18 protein-coding genes are annotated in these 19,656 nt (G+C 67.7%); 5 read left to right on the forward strand and 13 right to left on the reverse strand.

The window, feature by feature from the left end; translation table 11 throughout:
- Positions 1-5 precede the first annotated feature (5 nt).
- From ACY466_RS09080 to iolC, 8 genes are all read right to left on the reverse strand, one after another.
- Complete coding sequence (locus ACY466_RS09080) at positions 6-1,502, reverse strand: CoA-acylating methylmalonate-semialdehyde dehydrogenase (RefSeq protein WP_463251811.1); 1,497 nt, start codon at positions 1,500-1,502, stop codon at positions 6-8.
- Positions 1,503-1,529: 27 nt separating this feature from the next.
- Positions 1,530-2,399: a sugar phosphate isomerase/epimerase family protein gene (locus ACY466_RS09085; RefSeq protein WP_463251813.1), complete on the reverse strand. Its 870-nt coding sequence runs from the start codon at positions 2,397-2,399 to the stop codon at positions 1,530-1,532.
- Positions 2,400-2,405: 6 nt separating this feature from the next.
- Positions 2,406-3,440: a Gfo/Idh/MocA family protein gene (locus ACY466_RS09090; protein ID WP_463251815.1), complete on the reverse strand. Its 1,035-nt coding sequence runs from the start codon at positions 3,438-3,440 to the stop codon at positions 2,406-2,408.
- Between the two features lie 23 nt (positions 3,441-3,463).
- Positions 3,464-4,387: a sugar phosphate isomerase/epimerase family protein gene (locus ACY466_RS09095; RefSeq protein WP_463251817.1), complete on the reverse strand. Its 924-nt coding sequence runs from the start codon at positions 4,385-4,387 to the stop codon at positions 3,464-3,466.
- 69 nt (positions 4,388-4,456) lie between these two features.
- Positions 4,457-6,415 (reverse strand): 3D-(3,5/4)-trihydroxycyclohexane-1,2-dione acylhydrolase (decyclizing), encoded by a 1,959-nt coding sequence (gene iolD, locus ACY466_RS09100; RefSeq protein WP_463251819.1) that lies wholly within the window; start codon positions 6,413-6,415, stop codon positions 4,457-4,459.
- A complete protein-coding gene (iolB, locus tag ACY466_RS09105) occupies positions 6,412-7,299 on the reverse strand; it encodes a 5-deoxy-glucuronate isomerase (protein WP_463251821.1) in 888 nt (295 codons plus the stop codon). The genes iolD and iolB overlap by 4 nt, the downstream gene beginning before the upstream one ends.
- Positions 7,296-8,255, reverse strand: a complete 960-nt coding sequence (locus ACY466_RS09110; protein WP_463251823.1) for a Cgl0159 family (beta/alpha)8-fold protein — start codon at positions 8,253-8,255, stop codon at positions 7,296-7,298. Before ACY466_RS09110 ends, iolB begins: the two co-directional genes overlap by 4 nt.
- The gene (gene iolC, locus ACY466_RS09115) at positions 8,248-9,267 is read right to left on the reverse strand and encodes a 5-dehydro-2-deoxygluconokinase (RefSeq protein WP_463251825.1); all 1,020 of its coding nucleotides are present in this window, start codon (positions 9,265-9,267) and stop codon (positions 8,248-8,250) included. Before iolC ends, ACY466_RS09110 begins: the two co-directional genes overlap by 8 nt.
- A gap of 217 nt (positions 9,268-9,484) precedes the next feature.
- Between iolC and ACY466_RS09120 the strand changes: the two genes are divergently transcribed.
- The 4 genes from ACY466_RS09120 to ACY466_RS09135 all read left to right on the forward strand — a co-directional run bounded on the left by ACY466_RS09120 (position 9,485) and on the right by ACY466_RS09135 (position 13,586).
- A complete protein-coding gene (locus ACY466_RS09120; RefSeq protein WP_463251827.1) occupies positions 9,485-10,222 on the forward strand; it encodes a GntR family transcriptional regulator in 738 nt (245 codons plus the stop codon).
- A 38-nt stretch (positions 10,223-10,260) separates the two neighbouring features.
- Positions 10,261-11,445 (forward strand): Gfo/Idh/MocA family protein, encoded by a 1,185-nt coding sequence (locus ACY466_RS09125; protein WP_463251829.1) that lies wholly within the window; start codon positions 10,261-10,263, stop codon positions 11,443-11,445.
- A 261-nt stretch (positions 11,446-11,706) separates the two neighbouring features.
- Positions 11,707-12,765 carry an ABC transporter permease gene (locus ACY466_RS09130; protein ID WP_463251831.1) on the forward strand — a complete coding sequence of 353 codons (1,059 nt, stop codon included), beginning with the start codon at positions 11,707-11,709 and terminating at the stop codon, positions 12,763-12,765.
- Positions 12,766-12,773: 8 nt separating this feature from the next.
- Positions 12,774-13,586, forward strand: coding sequence for an ATP-binding cassette domain-containing protein (locus ACY466_RS09135; RefSeq protein ID WP_463251833.1), 813 nt, complete (start codon positions 12,774-12,776; stop codon positions 13,584-13,586).
- 97 nt (positions 13,587-13,683) lie between these two features.
- On the opposite strand, the gene ACY466_RS09140 is transcribed toward ACY466_RS09135, so the two are convergent.
- Genes ACY466_RS09140 through ACY466_RS09155 form a run of 4 tightly spaced genes read right to left on the reverse strand, consistent with a single transcriptional unit; the run spans position 13,684 to position 17,349 of the window.
- A complete protein-coding gene (locus ACY466_RS09140) occupies positions 13,684-14,670 on the reverse strand; it encodes a Gfo/Idh/MocA family protein (RefSeq protein WP_463251835.1) in 987 nt (328 codons plus the stop codon).
- Positions 14,667-15,557 (reverse strand): sugar phosphate isomerase/epimerase family protein, encoded by an 891-nt coding sequence (locus ACY466_RS09145; RefSeq protein ID WP_463251837.1) that lies wholly within the window; start codon positions 15,555-15,557, stop codon positions 14,667-14,669. Before ACY466_RS09145 ends, ACY466_RS09140 begins: the two co-directional genes overlap by 4 nt.
- Positions 15,554-16,570, reverse strand: a complete 1,017-nt coding sequence (locus ACY466_RS09150) for a Gfo/Idh/MocA family protein (protein WP_463251839.1) — start codon at positions 16,568-16,570, stop codon at positions 15,554-15,556. The genes ACY466_RS09145 and ACY466_RS09150 overlap by 4 nt, the downstream gene beginning before the upstream one ends.
- On the reverse strand, positions 16,570-17,349 hold the full coding sequence (locus ACY466_RS09155) for an SDR family oxidoreductase (protein ID WP_463251841.1): 780 nt from the start codon (positions 17,347-17,349) through the stop codon (positions 16,570-16,572). Before ACY466_RS09155 ends, ACY466_RS09150 begins: the two co-directional genes overlap by 1 nt.
- 73 nt (positions 17,350-17,422) lie before the next feature.
- On the opposite strand from ACY466_RS09155, the gene ACY466_RS09160 reads away from it, so the two are divergent.
- On the forward strand, positions 17,423-18,472 hold the full coding sequence (locus ACY466_RS09160; protein ID WP_463251843.1) for a LacI family DNA-binding transcriptional regulator: 1,050 nt from the start codon (positions 17,423-17,425) through the stop codon (positions 18,470-18,472).
- Between the two features lie 5 nt (positions 18,473-18,477).
- Here ACY466_RS09160 and ACY466_RS09165 read toward each other — a convergent pair whose 3' ends face one another.
- Positions 18,478-19,656 (reverse strand): phytanoyl-CoA dioxygenase family protein, encoded by a 1,179-nt coding sequence (locus ACY466_RS09165; RefSeq protein WP_463251846.1) that lies wholly within the window; start codon positions 19,654-19,656, stop codon positions 18,478-18,480.

Raw genomic sequence — 19,656 nt, forward strand, 5'->3', positions numbered from 1 at the left:
GTGCCTCAGCTGTTCTCGGGGAATCCCAGGTTGATGCCGCCGTGGCTGGGGTCGAGCCAGCGCGAGGTGATGGCCTTGCCCCGGGTGAAGAAGTGCACTCCCTCCATCCCGTGGGCGTGGGTGTCGCCGAACAGGCTGTTCTTCCAGCCGCCGAAGCTGTAGTAGGCCATGGGTACCGGGATGGGCACGTTGATGCCGATCATCCCGACCTCGACCTCGTTCTGAAAGCGTCGTGCCGCGCCGCCGTCGTTGGTGAAGATGGCGGTGCCGTTGCCGTAGGGGTTGGCGTTGATCAGTTCGAGCGCCTCGTCGTAGGTGTCGACGCGCACGACGGAGAGCACGGGGCCGAAGATCTCGTCGGTGTAGACGGACATGTCGGTCTTCACGTGATCGATCAGGGTCGGTCCGAGCCAGAATCCGTCGGCTCCGCCGTCGGGGTCGACCGTGCGGCCGTCGACGACGATGGTGGCGCCGTCCGCCTCGCCGGCATCGACGTACGAGGCGACCTTGTCGCGGTGCGCCTTGGTCACCAGCGGCCCCATGTCCGAGTTCTTCGTACCGTCGCCGGTCTTCAGTGGCGTGGTGCGTTCGACGATCTTGGCCACGAGTTCGTCCGCGATGTCGCCGACGGCGACCAGTGCCGAGATGGCCATGCACCGTTCTCCGGCGGAGCCGAAGCCGGCGTTCACCATCGCGTCGGCGGCGAGGTCGAGATCGGCGTCGGGCAGCACGATGGCGTGGTTCTTGGCGCCGCCGAGGGCCTGGACGCGCTTTCCGTGCGAGGTGCCCGTGGCGCACACGTACTGCGCGATGGGAGTGGAGCCGACGAAACTGATGGACTTGATCGCCTTGTTCGCCAGCAGTTCGTCGACGGCGAGTTTGTCGCCCTGCAGAACGTTGAAGACACCCGGGGGCAGACCGGCTTCCTCCCACAGCTTCGCGATCCACAGCGAGGCGGTGGGGTCCTTCTCGCTGGGCTTGAGCACGACGGTGTTCCCGGCCGCGATCGCGATGGGGAAGAACCACATCGGGACCATCGCGGGGAAGTTGAACGGGCTGATGATGCCGACGGGCCCGAGGGGCTGGCGGATGGAGTAGATGTCGACCTTCGTCGACGCGTTCTCCGTGTAGCCACCCTTGAGCAGATGCGCAATGCCGCAGGCGAATTCGACGACCTCCTGGCCGCGACCGATCTCGCCGAGTGCATCGGAGAGAACCTTCCCGTGCTCGGCGGTGATGATCTCGGCGAGCTCGCCCTTCCTGGCGTTGAGCAGTTCTCGGAAGGCGAACAGCACCGCGGTGCGTTTCGCGAGGGACGTGTCGCGCCAACCGGGGAAGGCGGCGGCGGCGGAGTCGATCACCGCACGGGCGTCCTCGAGGGTCGCCAGCGCGACCTGCCCGGTGACCTGTCCGGTGGCCGGATTGGTGACGGGTGCGGTGCGGTCGGAGCTGCCGCCGAACGGCTTTCCGTCGACCCAGTGGGCAATCACGTTCTCACTCATTTGTTTCCCTACGTGGTGTGTTTCGGATCAGGAGTACGTCGAGATGTACTCGGACATGGTGTCGAGCTGGTAGCGCGAGACGTCGCGCGCGTTCTCGTTCTCGGCGAAGACACTCGACACCATCACGGTGTCGCGGTCGTAGAAGCCGAGTCGGCCGAGTCCGCCGAAGAACTGGTCCCAATCGACGTCGCCGTCGCCGATCTTCAGATGCTGGTGCACGCGAACGGCGTTACCCGGCGGATTGGTGATGTACCGAAGCCCGTGCGAGCGATGGTGATCCATGGTGTCGGCCACGTGCACCAGTCGCACCATGTCGCCTGCCGCATCGAGAACGGCGTCGAGATCGCCGCCCATGTGGAACTGATGACATGCGACGATCACCATGCCCAGGTTCTTCGAGTTGACACCGCGAAGAGTGCGGACGGCCTGCAGGCCGTCCTCCACGAAATCGTCGGGATGCGGGTCGACGAGCACGTCGATGCCCTCGCGTTCGAAGATCGGTACGAGCTCCTCCATCGATCGGTAGAACGCGCGCTCGGACTCCTCGGGCTTCTCCGGGCGCCCGCTGAACTCGGTGTTCATGGTGTCGACCCCGAGGTCGACGGCAATCTGCACGGCGCGTTTCCAGTACCGCACCGCGGCCTCACGCGCGTCCTCGTCGGGCCCGGACCAGCGCAGCACCGGCAGGATGGATGCGATGCCCACCCCGGCATCTCTGCAGGCGTCCCCGAACTTCGTCACGAGCGCGTCGTCGGCCTTGGGGTGACCGAAGAACGGAATCATGTCGACGTGCGGTGTCAACTGCAGCCATTCGAAGCCGAGATCGGCGACGACGCGCGGCAGTTCCAGGAGCGAGTGGTCGTGGTGGAACGGGGTGGGATCCAGCGCGATCTTCACGGTCGTTCAGGCTCCGGGGATGGACGAGCGCTCGACCATGTCGACCGCGACCGGCGTGCCGGATTCGAGCGAGATCACTCCGGCCGCGCAGACAGCGGCGGCGGCGTAGCCGTCCCAGGCTCCGGGGCCGTCCACGTAGTTGCCCGTGTCGGCGCCGCTGCGCACCGCGTCGACCCACCGTTGGATCTCGACGTCGTACGCGTGGCCGAAACGCTGGACGAATCCGGGCGTGATCGATCCGCCCCGGGTGCCGGGTGCCGACGTGCGAACGAGGCCGACGTCGAGCCCGATCATCGCGCTGCCGCGCTCAGCGACGACCTCGGTGCGAACCTCGTAGCCGACTCCCGTGGTGACGAACACCTCGGCGTCGACGTGTCGACCGGATTCGGTGGTGAAGACGGCGATCTGCGGATCCTTCAACCCCTCGCGGGCAGCGGGATTCGACGACGGCGCGATGATCTGGACCGAGGTGATCTCCTCGTCGAGGAGGAACCGCGTGACGTCCACCTCGTGCACCAGCGAGTCCTTGACGATCATCGCGCTGTCGAAGTGGGCCGGTACCGCAGCGTTGCGATGCACGCAGTGCACCACCAGCGGTCGGCCGAGGTCGCCGGAATCGACGAGGGCCTTCAACTCCTCGTACTCGGTGTCGAACCGGCGCATGAAGCCGACCTGGATGAGCTTCTTCCCGGACTCGGCTTCCGCCTTCACCACGGCGAGCGAGGTCTCGACGTCGGTGGTCAGCGGCTTCTCGCACATGACGGGCTTGCCGTGTTCCAGGCAGGCCAGGAGCTGCTTCTCGTGCGTGGGGCCGGGGGTGGCCAGCAGGACGGCGTCGACCTCGGGGTCGGCGATCGCGTCCATCGGATCGTTCACCACCCGACAGCCGTCGATGGTGGCGGCCAGTGCCTCCGCTTTGGCGGCGTCGTAGTCGTTGATGACGGCGACACGCGCCCCGGAGATCGTTCCGGTGATGCGGGCGACGTGGTCGGCACCCATCATGCCGACGCCGAGAACTGCGATACGAAGTTCGGTGCTCATGTGCTTCTCTTCCGGTCGAGGTATCAGCTGAAGGTGACGGCAGGGATCCCGCAGGATCCCAGGTACTTTCGGGTGCGCTGAGCGATGGGCAGGGGTGCGTCGACCGCACAGGGGTACATGTCCTGCTCGACGATCGCGAAGATGTCCGCGGTCAGCCTGCCCTCGTCGGCCAGCCGTTCGATGGTCGCGAGCAGCGGCGGCATGTCCGGAATGCCGAGCGGGGGCTCGGTCATGGCGCCGAGTTTCACGGCTTCACCGAACGGCAGGTCCTCCGCGGCGACCTTCGCGCGGACGGCTTCGTCCACCTGCTTGAGGTGGAGGTACCCGATACGTTCGGGGGCGCGCTCGACGATGGCGATGTTGTCGCCGCCGCAGTAGCTGATGTGGCCGGTGTCGAGGCACAGGTTCACGAATTCGCCGGAGGTTCCGTCGAGGAAGCGGTACACGTTCTCTTCCGTGTCGACGTGGCTGTCCGCGTGCGGGTGGTACTGGGCCCGGACGCCGTACTGCTCGAACATCCGCTTGCCCAGCTCGTTCATGCCCTCGGTCTTCTTGCGCCACTGCTCGGGCGTCAAAGTGCGATCCTCGAGGACCGCGCCGGTGGACGGGTCGCGCCACATCTCGGGAATGACGACGACGTGGGTGCCGCCGGCGGCGGCGGTCAACTTGGCGACGTCCTCGATCTGGGTCCACACCGCGTCCCACGCGCCGTCCTGATGGAGGTGCTCGAACACGGTGCCGGCGGACAGCTTCAGGTTGCGGGAGTGCAGCTCGCCCAGCAACTTCTGCGGGTCGGTGGGCAGATAACCGTAGGGGCCCAACTCGATCCACTCGTAGCCGGACGCGGAGACCTCGTCCAGGAAGCGCTCGTACGGAGTCTGCTGGGGGTCGTCCGGGAACCACACGCCCCAGGAATCGGGCGCGGATCCGACGCGAATCACGCTCATGGTGAATGCCTTTCCAAAAATTTCGGGTGGGAAGTGTGATCGGGAATCGTGATCGAGACCGGGCGCGGGTCAGCGTTCCGACGGACGGACGTACGGGCGCTGGATCTTCTTCCACTTCTCGTACGTCGCGTACGCGGTCTGCGTGGACTCGAGCGTGGAGGTGGCGGAGACGGGAACGTCCCACCAGGACTCGGAGTCCGGCGCGGCGATCAGCGGATCGGTCTCGACGTGGATGACGGTGCTCGTCTCGCTCGCCTTGGCGGCCTCGACCGCGTCGGTGAACTCGGAACCGTTGTTCACCCGGACGACCTCGATGCCGAGACTCGCGGCGTTGGCGGCCAGGTCCACCGGAAGAACGCCACCGTCGAGTCGACCGGTGTCGCCGCGGTAGCGGTAGTCGGTGCCGAACCGCTGCGAGCCCAGGGACTCCGACAGGGATCCGATCGACGCGAAACCGTGGTTCTGCACCAGGATCACGATGATCTTGACGCCCTCCTGCACAGCGGTGACCAGTTCGGTCGCCATCATCAGGTAGGAGCCGTCGCCGACCATGACGAACACGTCGCGATCGGGCTCGGCCATCTTGGCGCCGATGCCGCCGGCCACCTCGTAGCCCATGCACGAGAAGCCGTACTCCACGTGGTAGCCCTTCGCATCACGTGTGCGCCAGAGTTTGTGGAGATCACCGGGCATGGAACCGGCGGCGCAGACGACGACGTCGCGGGGATCGGACAACGTGTTGGCGAGCCCGATGACCTGGCTCTGGGTCAACGGGGCCGACGAGTTCTCGATCGCGTAGACCGAGGACACGGTGTCGTCCCAGGTCTTCGCGAGATCCACGATCCGGGCGCCGTAGTCGGCCGAGACCGTGTGATCGGCCAGAGCCTCGGACAGCGCTTCGAGCGCCTCGCGAGCATCGGCCACGACGGAGACCCCGCCTTGCTTCACGGAGTCGATCGACGCGACGTTGATGTTGACGAAACGCACGTCGGGATCGGTGAACGCGGTGCGCGAGGCGGTGGTGAAATCGCTGTAGCGCGTCCCGATCCCGATCACGACGTCGGCCTCGGTGGCCAACGCGTTGGCGGCGGTGGTGCCGGTGGATCCCACGGCCCCCATACTCTGCGGATGGTCGAAGGGCAACGCACCCTTGCCGGCCTGGCTCTGTCCGACGGGGATGCCCGTTCTCTCGCAGAACGCGGCCAGGGCGTCCGTGGCGCGGGAGTAGATCACCCCGCCGCCGGCCACGATCAGTGGCCTCTTCGCCGAGCGGATCACCTCGGCGGCCCGGGCGAGCGCGGATGTCTCGGGGAGCGGTCGACCGACGTGCCAGGTGCGCGGAGCGAACAGGGATTCCGGCCAATCGAACGCCTCGGCCTGGACGTCCTGGGGAATGGCGACCGTTGCCGCTCCGGTCTCGGCGGGGTCGGTGAGCACGCGCATCGCACCGAGCAGAGCGGCGGGCAACTGTTCCGGACGCCAGACGCGGTCGAAGTAGCGCGAGAGCGGCTTGAACGCGTCGTTGACCGTGACGTCCCCGCTCGACGGCAGCTCCAGTTCCTGCAACACCGGTGCGCTGACGCGCGTCGCGAAGGTGTCGGCGGGCAACAGCAGCACGGGCAGACGGTTGACCGTCGCGAGTGCCGCCCCGGTGAGCATGTTCGTCGATCCGGGTCCGACGCTGGCGGTGACGGCCCAGGTCTGCAGCCGGTCCTTCTGGCGTGCGTAGGCCACGGCGCTGTGCACCATGGCCTGTTCGTTGCGGCCGAGGACGTAGGGCAGTCGAGGTTCGGTGCCCGCCTCGGCGGCATCGATCTCGGCCTGGAGAAGGGCCTGCCCGAGTCCGGCGACGTTACCGTGGCCGAAGATGCCGAACGCCCCGGCGAAGAACCGGTCGCGGACGCCGTCGCGCTCGACGAACTGGTTCGCGAGGAACCGGACGACCGCCTGCGAGACCGTGAGATGCACGGTCGGCTCGGCGTTCTCGGACTTGCTCGCCGAGATCGGTGCGGTGGACACCACGGTCATGCTCCTTGGGACGAGGTGGGGGAGTGCAGAGGAAGTCGGGGGTCGACGTCCTGGTCGGACCAGGTGCCGCGAATCCACGTATGGGCCGGGTCGTCGACGATGTTCCACGCGCGTTCGACGCCCGCGCCGGCCATGACGTTGAGGTAGTACATGTGGTAGCCGGGCGCCGCGACGGACGGGCCGTGGTAGCCGTGCGGGACGAGTACGACGTCGCCGGAGCGGACCTCTTCGAGTACCTCGATGGGCCTTTCGGCAGTGCCGTACACGCGGTGGTAGCCGAAACCGGCAGCGCCGTCCGGGCTTTCCGCGATCTCGAAGTAGTAGATCTCCTCGAGCGCCGACTCCGTGGCGGTGTTCTCGTCGTGCTTGTGGCCGGGGTAGGAGGACCAGTTTCCACCGGGTGTGATGACCTCGCACGCGATGATGGAGTCGGCGTCGAACGTGTCCGCGGTTCCGAAGTTGTGGACCTGGCGACTGCAGTTCCCCGCCCCGCGTAGTTCCACGGCGACGTCCGCCGCCGCCACGTACCGAAACGGGAGAGAGGTCGCGGCGCGAGCCCCGCACAGGGCGAATCGGCCACCGTGCTCACTGGTCAGCGAGTAGGAACGCTCGCGTCCCACGTAGGCGAAGTCGCTCGGACCGTCGAACACGGAACGACGGCCGGCGAGGGCGAACTCCTCGTCACCGCAGCGCACCACGACGGCACCGGACAGCGGGACGACCATGATCTCGTCGCCGCGGGAGTCCAGCTCGAGACGCTGACCCGGCGACAGGGCCACCGTCCAGAGGCTGGTCTCGGTCCAGCCGGCGCTGTCCGGGGTGACGGCGACGGTGAAGTCGCCCGTTCCGCCCGACCCGGCGGGGATGTAGTACTCGCTGTTCATCGGTGTGCCGCTCCGTCCCGCACCATGTCGACGGCCGTTCCCACGGCGGCGGCGACGTCGCCGTCCCCCGGGTAGAGCAGCGTGCGTCCCACGATCAGACCGCGGACCGCCGGAATCTTCAGCGCGCGTGCCCAACTGGCGTAGGTCTCCTCGGGTGCGGTCTGGGGATCGCCGCCGAGCAGCAGGGTCGGCAGCGTGGTCGCGTCCATGACGCGGTCCATCTCGTCGACGACCGGCAGTTTCATCCAGGTGAACGCGGACGTGCTGCCGAGGCCCTGAGCGATGTGGATCGACTTGATGACGGCATCGGCGGAGAGGTCGTTGACGACCTTGCCGTTTCGACGCGAGGACAGGAACGGCTCGACCATGGCCATCAGGCCCGCGGCGGCGAGTTCGTCGATCGCCGAGGCGCACGCCGTCATCGTGCCGAGAGTGCCCGGGTCGTCGAGGTCGATCCTCGTCAGCATCTTGGCGCCGTTCATCCGGGCCTTCTTCGTGGACGCGGCCGTCGCGCCGGTCATGCGGTCGTCCAGCTCGAAGCTCGCGCCGGCCAGACCGCCGCGGTTCATGGACGAAATCACGACCTTGTCGTCGAGCGCACCGAGGAGAACGAGATCGTCGAGGATCTCCGAGGTGGCCAACACGCCGTCGACGCCCGGGTTCGCCAATGCCGTACGCAGGCGATCGAGCAGCTCCGACCGCGAGTTCATCGCCGTCGAGTTCGAGCCGACCGACAGCGCACCGCGGGCGGGATGGTCCGCCGCGACGATCATCAGTCGACCGTCGCCGCGCACGGTCTCGCGGGTGAGGCGGGTGGCCCACGCCCGCTCCACGGCGTGCGGGTCGTGCGCCCGGATAGCCGTCACGTCCGCGTAGGTGGCGCAGGCGGCCGGGGTGGTCGGGGTGGCCGGGGTGGTCGGTGTGGCCGCGCGGTGGTTCACGACGGTGTCAGACATGAAGGGCTCCACGGGTGTCGGGTGCGGACTCGGCCAGCGCCGCGACCTCGTCGGCGGTGGGCATGGCGGTGGAACACTCGAGACGCGAGGCCACGATGGCGCCGGCGGCGTTGGCGTGGCGCAGGATCTTCTCGAGCGGCCATTCGGCCAGCAGTCCGTGGCACAACGATCCGCCGAAGCTGTCGCCCGCGCCGAGACCGTTGACGACGTCGACCGCATTCGGCAGTACCTCGACCCGTTGGGTCCGCGTCTTGCCGAGCACGCCCTTGGGGCCCTGCTTGACGATCGCGAGCTCGACGCCGAGGTCCAAGAGAGCGTCCGCGGCGCGGTCCGGATCCGTCTCACCGACGGCGATCTCGCATTCCTCGCGGTTGCCGACGGCGACGGTGACGTGGCGCAGCGCGCGCTGGACCTGCTCGGTGGCGGCAGCGGGACTCGGCCAGAACATGGGGCGGTAGTCGAGATCGAGCACCGTCAGCGGCGCTCGACCACGGGCGTCCCAGGCGGCGAAATGTGCACTGCGGCTCGGTTCTTCCGACAGTCCGGTGACCGTGCACCAGAACAGCGAGGCGGCGGTGACGGCGTCGGTGTCGATGTCCGCGGGGCGAACCTGCAGATCCGGCGCGGTCGGCTTGCGATAGAAGTAGAGCGGGAAGTCGTCGGGCGGGAAGATCTCGCAGAACGTGACCGGGGTGGCGTAGTCGACGTTCTCCACGACGAAGCGATTGTCGACGCCCAGACGGGCGAGCTCGGCGCGGACGAAGCGCCCGAACGGGTCGCGGCCGGCACCGGAGATCAGTGCGCTGCGCCGCCCGAGTCGCGCGGCGGCGACGGCGACGTTCGCGGCGCTGCCCCCGAGGAACTTGCCGAACGTCTCGACGTCTTCGAGTCCGACGCCCACCTGGAGCGGGTAGATGTCGACGCCGCTACGGCCGAAAGCGAGGACGTCGAAGCCGCGGTGGTCGAGGCCGGTGTGGTCGACACCGGTGTGGTCGGGGTTCGTTGTGGTCAAGTCGACTCCAAGTATCTGCGTGATCGAGGATCATGGGTGATCGGGGATCATGGGACGGTCACTGCGCGGCGGCTCATGACAACTGTGCGCCGCACCACAGTGAATGTCAACAGTTTGTCCTGACATTCTAACTTGACGTCATATCGGCGCCGTTCACCTACACTCGGTCTCCAGATCGGGTGCGCGGCACCCACGAGAACGTCAGACGGAGGCGAACGTGACTCAACCTCTCGCCGTGGAGCTCGACAGGTCGAGTCCGGTCCCGCTCTATTATCAACTCGCACAGGCCATCGAGAGGTCGATCCTCGGCGGTACGCTTGCACCGGGAGACCGATTCGAGAACGAGCTCGCGCTCGCCAAGCGCCTCAATCTGTCGCGGCCGACGACTCGACGGGCCATTCAGGAATTGGTCGACAAGGGCATGTTGGTGCGAAAGCGCGGCGTGGGAACGCAGGTGGTGCAGAGCCCGGTACACCGACCGGTGGAGCTCACCAGCCTTTTCGACGACCTCGCGCGCGCCGGCCAGGATCCCAGCACGAAGCTCCTGGAGTACTCGGTGGGAGCACCGACGGACGACCTCGCGCGAGAACTGAATCTGGACCCGGACACCGAGGTCGTCACCATCCGCCGTCTGCGCAGTACCAAGGGCGAACCGCTCGCCCTGATGGACAACTACCTTCCCGTCGACGTGGCCCCGGCTCCCGAGGAACTCGAGGAGCACGGTCTCTACCAGTCGCTGCGCACCAAGGGTGTGCACATTCGGCTCGCCCGCCAGCGCATCGGGGCGAAGTCGGCGGACAAGGACGAGGCCCTTCTCCTCGACGAGAAGGTCCGCGCGCCCCTGCTCACCATGCACCGCACCGCATTCGACGATTCGGGCAAGGTCGTCGAGTACGGATCACACGTCTACCGCGCCTCGCGCTACTACTTCGACACCACGCTCGTCGACCGGTAGGTCGGCCGGCTCGGGTCGCCGTCCCCGGGAGTACACCCATGTCCGAGAACTCTGCTCTGTCCTCCGTTGCCGTCGGCGTCGCCGGATTCGGTTGGATGGGCCGCGTCCATACACAGGCCTATGCCCGTGTGCGCCACCACTATCCGGATCTCGTCCCCACACCGACGCTGGCCACCGTCGCCGACGAGGTGCCGGGCCGGGCCGAGCTCGCTGCCGAACAGTTCGGATTCGCCTCGGCGACGACCGACTGGCGTGATCTGGTGTCGGATCCGGCCATCGGAGCCGTGTCGGTGACAGCACCGAATTTCCTGCACCGGGAGATGGGAACCGCGGTGGTCGAGGCGGGAAAGCACCTGTGGATCGAGAAGCCGGTCGGCCTGTCCGCCGACGATGCACGGGCAGTGGCGATCGCCGCCGAGTCCGCCGGGGTCCAGACCGCAGTGGGGTTCAACTACCGCAACGCGCCGGCCGTCGAGCGGGCCCGGGAGATGATCGAGGCCGGGGAGATCGGATCCGTGACCCACGCGCGCTTCCGGTTCTTCAGCGATTACGCCGCTCATCCCGACGGGGCTCTGAGCTGGCGATTCGAGCGCGCTCGCGGTGGTAACGGAGTGCTCGGTGACCTGGCGTCGCACGGATCGGACCTCGTCTGGTATCTCCTCGGCGACACGGAATCTCTGGTCGCCGACACCGCGGTGTTCCTGCCGAGGCGGTCCCGTCCCACCGGCGCCACGAGCGGACACACGCGGGCCGAGGGCGGCGAACTCGGACCGGTGGAGAACGAGGACTTCGTCTCGGCGCAACTGCGCATGGCCTCCGGTGCCCGGTGCACCCTGGAGGCGAGTCGGGTGTCGGTCGGCGAGCAGAACGCGTACGGATTCGAGATCCACGGAACCGAGGGGGCTCTGTTCTGGGACTTCCGTCGCCTCGGCGAACTCGGTGTCGGCGTCGGGCGCGGTCCCGACGGCCGACCGCTCTACCAGGATCAGTCCGTGTCCACCGTGCTCGTCGGACCGGGTGCGGGGGAGTACGGCGCCTTCCAGCCGGGGTCGGCATCGGCGATGGGTTACGACGACCTCAAGGTGGTCGAGGCGGCGCGTTTCCTGCGGTCGATCGGCGACGGAGTGGCGCACGGCGCGACGGTGCGCGACGCCGTTCGCAGCGCGGAGGTTCTCGACGCCATCACCGAGTCGGTCCGCGCCGGGGCGTGGGTCAGGCTCTGAGCTGCTCCGACGCGTCAGCCGGTCGTTCGGAAGTTCTAATGTCCGAACAAAGTATTGACATTCCTTTGTGACCCGTATTACATCGTGGGTGGGAGGCGACGGCCTCGCCGCGCACGGGTCGGCACCGCATCGGTGTCGGCGCGGTTCGATCGGATCGACAGGTCCCGCCACCGCAAGTTCGACCTCACGACCTATCGTCGACGGCAGCGAAGTCGACGTCACCACAGCACGCTCCGCGTCCGTGATCAGGTAAGGAATTCCATGTCCACACAGGCAGATCTCGATCTGACCAGTCACACCGTCGTCACCGACGAACGGGTGAAGAAGCAGAAGCCGTTTCAGCGGCTTCTCGTTCGGCCGGAGATCGGTGCGCTGTTCGGTGCCGTCATCATCTTCGTGTTCTTCGCCATCGTGGCGCCGCCGTTCCGCAGCCCGGAGGCGCTGGCCACGGTGCTCTACGCGTCCTCCACGATCGGCATCATGGCGTGCGGCGTGTCCGTGCTCATGATCGGCGGGGAATTCGATCTGTCCACGGGTGTGGCGGTGACGTTCTCCTCGATCGCGGCGTCCATGCTCGCGTACAACCTGCACCTCAACGTCTGGCTCGGTTCCTTCCTCGCGCTGGGACTGGCGCTCGCGGTGGGATTCTTCAACGGATACATGGTCATGAAGACCAAGATCCCGTCGTTCCTGATCACGCTCTCGACGTTTCTGATGCTCACCGGCATCAACCTCGCTGTGACCAAGCTCGTCACCGGCCAGGTCGCCACGCAGTCGATCTCGGACATGGACGGGTTCGACTCCGCTCAGGCGGCATTCTCGTCGTCGTTTTCGGTCTTCGGTGTCTCGCTTCGCGTGACGGTCGTCTGGTGGCTTCTCTTCACCGCCATCACCACCTTCGTGCTCATGAAGACACGGATCGGCAACTGGGTCTTCGCGGTGGGCGGCAACCAGGACTCGGCGCGGGCCATCGGCGTCCCGGTCACCAAGGTCAAGATCGGCATGTTCATGTTCGTCGGTTTCTGTGCCTGGTTCGTCGGCATGCATCTGCTGTTCGCCTTCAACACCGTGCAGTCGGGCCAGGGCGTCGGCAACGAGTTCCTCTACATCATCGCCGCGGTCATCGGTGGCTGCCTCCTCACCGGCGGCTACGGAACCGCGGTCGGCGCGGCCATCGGTGCGTTCATCTTCGGTATGACCAACCAGGGCATCGTCTACGCCGGATGGAACCCGGACTGGTTCAAGTTCTTCCTCGGCGCGATGCTGCTCTTCGCGGTCATCGCCAACAACAGCTTCCGCAGCTTCGCAGCGAAAAGGTGACACGAGACATGAGTGCAACGATTCAGACCCCGACGGAGTCCGGCAAGGGTGGCGCAGTACCGCTCATCGAACTGAAGGATGTCGGCAAGAGCTACGGCAACATCATCGCCCTCGGCGGCATCAACCTGCGCGTCGGTGCCGGCGAGGTGACCGGAGTCCTCGGCGACAACGGCGCGGGCAAGTCCACCCTGATCAAGATCATGGCCGGTCTGCACCAGCAGACCGAGGGTCAGGTTCTGGTCGACGGCGAGGAAGTGCGTTTCTCCTCACCGAAGGACGCCCTGAACAAGGGCATCGCGACGGTCTACCAGGACCTCGCCGTCGTCTCCCTGATGCCGGTGTGGCGCAACTTCTTCCTCGGTCAGGAACTCCGCAAGAAGGGTGTCCTGCGCATCCTCGACGCGGCGGCGATGCGGGCGACGACCAAGGAAGAGCTGCACAAGATGGGCATCGACCTCCCCGACGTCGACGCTCCGATCGGGTCGCTGTCCGGTGGTCAGCGTCAGTGTGTGGCCATCGCGCGGGCCATCTTCTTCGGCGCCCGCGTTCTCATCCTGGACGAGCCCACCGCCGCGCTGGGTGTCAAGCAGTCCGGCATGGTGCTGCGGTACATCTCCGCGGCCAAGGATCAGGGCTTCGGCGTCGTCTTCATCACGCACAATCCGCACCACGCGTACATGGTGGGCGATCACTTCGTGCTCCTCAACCGCGGTCGCCAGAAGCTGGACTGCTCGTACGACGAGATCGACCTCGACGCGTTGACCAGAGAGATGGCCGGCGGTGACGAGCTCGAGACCCTGACCCACGAATTGCGTCGCTGACGTTCGAACGCACCGAGCCCCGCTCTCGATTCGAGAGCGGGGCTCGGTCGTGTCGGGGCTCGGTCATGTCGGGGCTTCGTCGTGTCGCACCGATGGATCAGCGGACCGGGAGTCCCGCCGCGAGGTACGCCGCGTCGACGAGATCCATCGTGGCGACCGCGTCGTCGGCGTGCAGGGGGAACGGCGCGCCTCCTCGTAGATGCTCGGCCAGAGCCTCGAGCTGGAACTCGTACGTCGGACGGGTCCCGAGGTGCTCCGTCCGCGTTCCCGACGCGTCGGTGACGGTCACGCGGTCGTCGAGATCGGGTCGGATGAAGTCGTGGGCGAACGCCTCGCCGTCGGTGAAGGACAGGCGCATCGTGAACTCGAACCGAGGGTGCTGCATCGAGTTCACCACCGAACCCGTTGCGCCGCCGGGAAAGCGGAGCTCGACCGACGAGGTCGCGTCGACTCCGGGATCGCGCTCGGTCGCACGCGCCGACACCACGGACGGCGGCCCGCCGGCGACCGCGGCCAGCATGCGGTGCACGTGCAGGCCGTAGCACCCGAGATCCATGATCGCGCCGCCCGCGAGATCGAGCGACCAGCGAGGATCGTCGGACTCGGGTTCGGGCATGGCCATGACCACCTCGACGCGGGACAGCGAGCCGAGATCTCCGGAACGGGCGAGTTCGAACATCCGCCGCGTCACGGGGTGGAACACGTAGTGGAACGCCTCGACGACGAGACCCCCGGTTCGGCGAGCGACGTCGCGAACCTCGCGGGCCTCGGCGGCGTTGCGGGCGAACGGTTTCTCCGTGAGCACCGTCTTCCCGCATTCCAGGGCTCGGATGTTCCACGGTGCGTGCAACGCGTTGGCCAGCGGGTTGTAGACGACGTCGACCTCGGGATCGGTGATCACCGCGTCGTAGTCATCGAGGACGCGCTCGACGCCGTGCTGCTGCGCGAAGGTCTCGGCACGGGACCGGCTGCGCGCCGCGACCGCGACCAGTCGGTGATCCAGCGCCCGGGCCGGACCCACGATGGACGACGCCGCGATACGTGAGGCCCCCAGGATGCCCAGGCGCAGGGGCTTCGTGGTCATACCGATGCGTGCCGCGCCGCGACGACGGAGCGGAGGAACTCCACGCTCTCGATGACGTCGGTGACGGGGCCCGCGCCCTCCGGCTCACCGGTCAGGATCGTGTCCTGCTCGAGGACGAACCAGCCGTCGTACCCGACGTCGAGAAGGGTGTTCACCACGCCGTCGATGCCCACATCTCCGGTTCCGAGCGGGGTGTATATTCCGGCCCGCACGGCGTCGGTGTAGGTGACCTCGCCGGCCCGAACGCGAGCGGCCAGTGCCGCGTTCACGTCCTTGAGGTGGGTGTGTGCGATGCGATCCGGTGCGGCAGAGGCGAGTTCGGCGGGATCGGTGCCGCCGATCATGAGGTGCCCGGTGTCCAGGCACAACGGGATCGACGACCCGTCGAGGACGCGCAACACCTCGTCGCGCTGCTCGATCATGGTGCCGATGTGAGGATGGACGACGGCGCGGATGCCGCGAGCGGCAGATGCTTCGGCGAGCCGATCGAGGTTGCGCAACAACACGGTCCACTGATCGGACGTGAGGACCGGCCGCTCGTCGTACCCGTCCTGTCCGGTGGACGCGGCCAGCACGATGACGTCCGCCTCGGCCGCGACGAAACCGTCCAGCAGCCCGGCGATGGTGGGCACCGGATCGTGCGAGTCCTCGTGCAGCAGAACGGGTGCGAAGCCGCCGACGGAGGTCAGCCCGTGGCTCGCGAGAGTGGCGGCGAGGGCAGACGGATCCGCGGGGAGGAATCCCTCGGGACCGTTCTCGGTCGCGGCGAGACCCGCTCGGCGCATCTCGGTCAGCACGCGATCGTTGTCGAGCTGGTGGCCCCACCCGGGGACCTCGCACACGCCCCACGAGATGGGCGCTCCGGCGATACGGACGGTGGTGGTCATGATCGAACCTCTTCCAGAGTGACGGGTGCGTTGCGGTGCAACGACGCGGTGGCTGCTTCCGCGATCCAGGCGATCTCGAGCGCGTCCTGCGCGGTGCAGGGTGACGGGTGGGTGCCGGCGACCACGCTCAGGAACGCGTCCAGTTCGGCGCGGTAGGACTCGGCGAAACGGTCCATGAAGAACGAGTGCGGTGGCTCGTCGGGGAACGACCGGCCGTCGGTGAACGTCCCCAGGTTGCGGACGGGAGACTTCGCATCCCATCCCGCGACGACGGTGTCGTCGCGGCCGTGCACCTCGAGGCGGCAGTCGTAGCCTCGGCCGTTGTAACGCGAGTTCGACACCACGCCGACGGTGCCGTCGGCGAACGTCATCAGGACGCTCGCGGTGTCCACGTCTCCCGCCGCGGCGAACGCCGGGTCGCCCCGATTCGAGCCGGTGGCGAACACCTGCACGACCTCGGATCCCACGATCCATCGGATCGTGTCGAAGTCGTGGACGCTGCAGTCGCGGAAGATACCCCCGGACGCGGCGATGTAGTCCAGCGGCGGGGGAGCGGGATCGAAGGTGGTCGAGCGCACGGTGTGCACGAACCCGAGCTCGCCGGACCGGACCGCGCGATGGGCGGCCGCGACAGCCGGATCGAAGCGTCGGTTGAAGCCGATCTGGACGGGAACGTCCGACCCGGAGATGCCGTCGACGACGGCTTTGCTCTCGACGGCCGTGAACGCGAGAGGCTTCTCGCAGAAGACCGGAATGCCCGCGTCGACGCACGAGAGGAGCAGCGACGCGTGCGCGGGGGTGGCGGCCGCGACGACGATGCCGTCGACTCCGGCGGTGAGCATCTCCACGGTGGAGGCGACGGCGTCCGCCCCGAGGCGCTCTGCGACAGAGCTCGTGACGTCCCGTCGGTCGTCGGTCACGACCAGACTCGACACCCCGGCCGATGCGGCGAGGATCCCGGCGTGGAACGCGCCGATTCGACCGAGGCCGATGATGCCGATACGTGCGCCCATCAGTCCTGCCCTCCGATGACCTGCTGGTCCCACTCGACGACCGAGCCCGTCACCACACCGCTGTCCGCGGACAGCAGGAACACCACGAACGCGGCGATCTCGTCGGGCCTGCCGAGCTTGCCCATCGGCGACGCCTTCGCGGCTTCGACCGCCCAGTCGTCGTCCGCATCGTGGAAGCGCTTCTGGGTGGCGGCTTCTCCCTCGGTCTCGGTCCAGCCAATGTCGACGGCGTTGATGCGGATGCGATCCCAGCGGTGGGCATGCGCGGCGTTCTTCGTCAGTCCGGACAGGCCGGCCTTCGCCGCCACGTAGGGCGCGAGGTAGGACTGGCCGCCGCGACCGCTGATGGATCCGATGTTGACCACGGTTCCGGGGGCGGATCGCCGAAGCATGTCCTTCACCGCGGTCTGCATGACGAAGAAGGGCCCGCGCAGGTTGACCGCCATGTGATCGTCGAACAGCTCCGGGGTCGTGTCGAGGAGAGATCCGCGCGTGGTCAGGCCGGCGGCATTGCAGACCGCGTCGACGCGGCCGTACGTCGCGACGGCCTGTTCCACGCCGGCGACGGCCTGAACCGGATCGGCGACGTCCGATCGTACGAAGGTCGCGTCGTGCCCGTGACCCCGCAGGTCGCGTTCGAGGCGCTCGCCGACGTCGGCGCGGCGTCCGGTGAAGGCGACGCGGGCACCGGCACCGAGTGCAGCTCGCACCACCGCGGCGCCCACGCCGGACGTGCCGCCGCTGACGAACGCGACGGTGTCCTGCAAACCGATTCCCATGCTGCGAGTCTTGCGGTCGGCGGGTCGACGATCAACACTGAAAAGACATCAAAAACACCTCGAGAGGCGCGTCGTGGGTCATCGCTACAAAGTGCGGGAGATCGCGCAGCAGGCCGGGTTGAGCGAAGCGACCGTCGACCGGGTTCTGCACGGTCGACCCGGCGTTCGAGACGACACCCGCGCCGAGGTCGGACAGGCGATCGCCGATCTGGACAAGCAGCGCAGCCAGCTGCGCCTGTCCGGACGGAAGTTCTTCTACGACGTCGTCGTGCAGGCTCCGCCGCGGTTCTGCGCCGAGGTGCGCACGGCGCTCGAGTCGGAACTACCGATGCTGTCACCGGCCGTCGTTCGGGCGCGATTCCACTTCCGCGAGACCGAGTCCGTCCCTGCCGTCGTGGACACGCTCGCACGCATTCGTTCGACGGGATCGCACGGAATCGTGCTGAAGGCACCCGACCGGCCGGAGGTGGTCGAGGCGATCGACCGGACGACGGCCGCGGGCATACCCGTCGTCACCTACGTGTCCGACGTGCCGACGAGCACGCGGACCGCCTACGTGGGTATCGACGGTCGCGAAGCCGGGGCGACCGCGGCCTACCTGGTCGATCGGTGGCTCGGTGATCGGGGCGATCGCGGCGGTGCCGTCCTGGTCACGCTGAGCCACGACACGTTCAGGGGGGAGGGGGAGCGTGAAGTGGGGTTCCGGAAAGCGTTGCGGGACATGGCCGTCGAACGTGGCGAGCTGCCCGGTGGGGGGCGGGCGGTGGTCGACATCGCGCGCAGCGGTGGCCTCGACGACACGGTGGAAGACCTCGTCGTCGCAGCCCTGGAGGCCAACCCGGCCGTCGAGGGCGTGTACTCCATCGGCGGTGGCAACCCCGCGACGGTGCGTGCCTTCCGTCGGGTGGGTCGTCCGTGCCGGGTCTTCGTCGCACACGATCTCGACACCGACAACCGTCGGTTGCTCGAGGACGGATCGATCTCGGTGGTGCTGCATCACGATCTGCGCAGCGACGTCCACCGCGCCTGCCGGTTGCTGATGCAGGCGGCAGGCGCGGTGAGCGGGGTGCGGAACGTACCGTCCGCGGTGCACGTGGTGACGCCGTTCAACATCCCCCGCTGAGCACCTCACGCGTGGTGTCGTACCGCCATGGCTCGGAGCTGCTCGCCGAGAGCACGGGGATCGAGATCGTCGCGCAGGGCCCGGTGCACCAGTTCGGCCTGGGTCTCACCGGCCATGCCGGTGAGCGGCGGATCCCGGTCGAGGTCGGTGGGAAACGGATATCCCTCGGCCGCGGCGGCCACGACGTTGCGCACCGCATCGGACGCACCGGCGTCCCGAAGCCGTCGCAGGGGCGGGTAGACGGCCTCGACGATCGCGCCGCGATCCACGCTTTCCATGGCCCGACCGAACGCCGACGACACCTGCAGCAGGTTCGCCATGCGGTGGATGTCCGTCGAGGTGTTGTGGCCGGCCGCGTGGAACAGGGCCGGATCGAAGAACACCGCGTCTCCCGCCTCGAGGGGCAGCTGGACGTGGTTCTGCGCGAAATGATCCGCGAACTCGGGAAGCCCGAGCGCGAGGTAGCCGGGCTCGTAGAGCTGCGAGAACGGCAGATACATCGTGGGCCCGCTGTGCACCGGCATGTCGCAGTGCGCGACCGCGCCCTGCAGGGTCAGCGTGGGAGAGAGCCGGTGCACGTGCGCTCGGAACCGCGCCGCCGTCTCGGCGGGCATGAACCCCAGGTGGTAGTCCCGGTGCGGGCTCTGGGCACCGCCGCCGGGGTTGACCACGTTGATCGCGGAGGTGACCTGGTACATCGGACCGAGCCAGGCCTCGGAGACGAGAGCGAGAACATCGTTGGAGTAGTACCGGGCGAACACGTCCGGGCGATCGATCGCCAGTTTCTGCAGGGCGTTCCAGACGCGGTCGTTCGCTCCGGGTGTCGCGAAATGATCACCGCCCCTGGTTCCGGCGTCGTGCTGGCGGGCGATGGTGGCGGCGAAGAAGTCGGTGGCCTCGCCGAGGGCGTGGTCCTCGGTGAACGCGCCGCGGAACACCACGATGCCGGGCCCGTCGAGAAGAGCGTGGGCGAGCTCGTCCTGCACCTCGGCCCGGACGGCCGGATCCGTGACGCGAGCGGTGAGGTCCGCAGCGTCGTAGAGCAGGACGTTCTCGCGGGTGCCGGCCGCGAAGGGGTAGTCGGCCGGATCGGTGGTGCGTGCGACGAGGGCGCGGAACTCGTCGATGTCGCACGCCTCGGCGGTGATGCGACCGGTGCGTCGGATACGTGCGGATGTCGTCAT

Source organism: Rhodococcus sp. K11/5, from assembly GCF_055193735.1.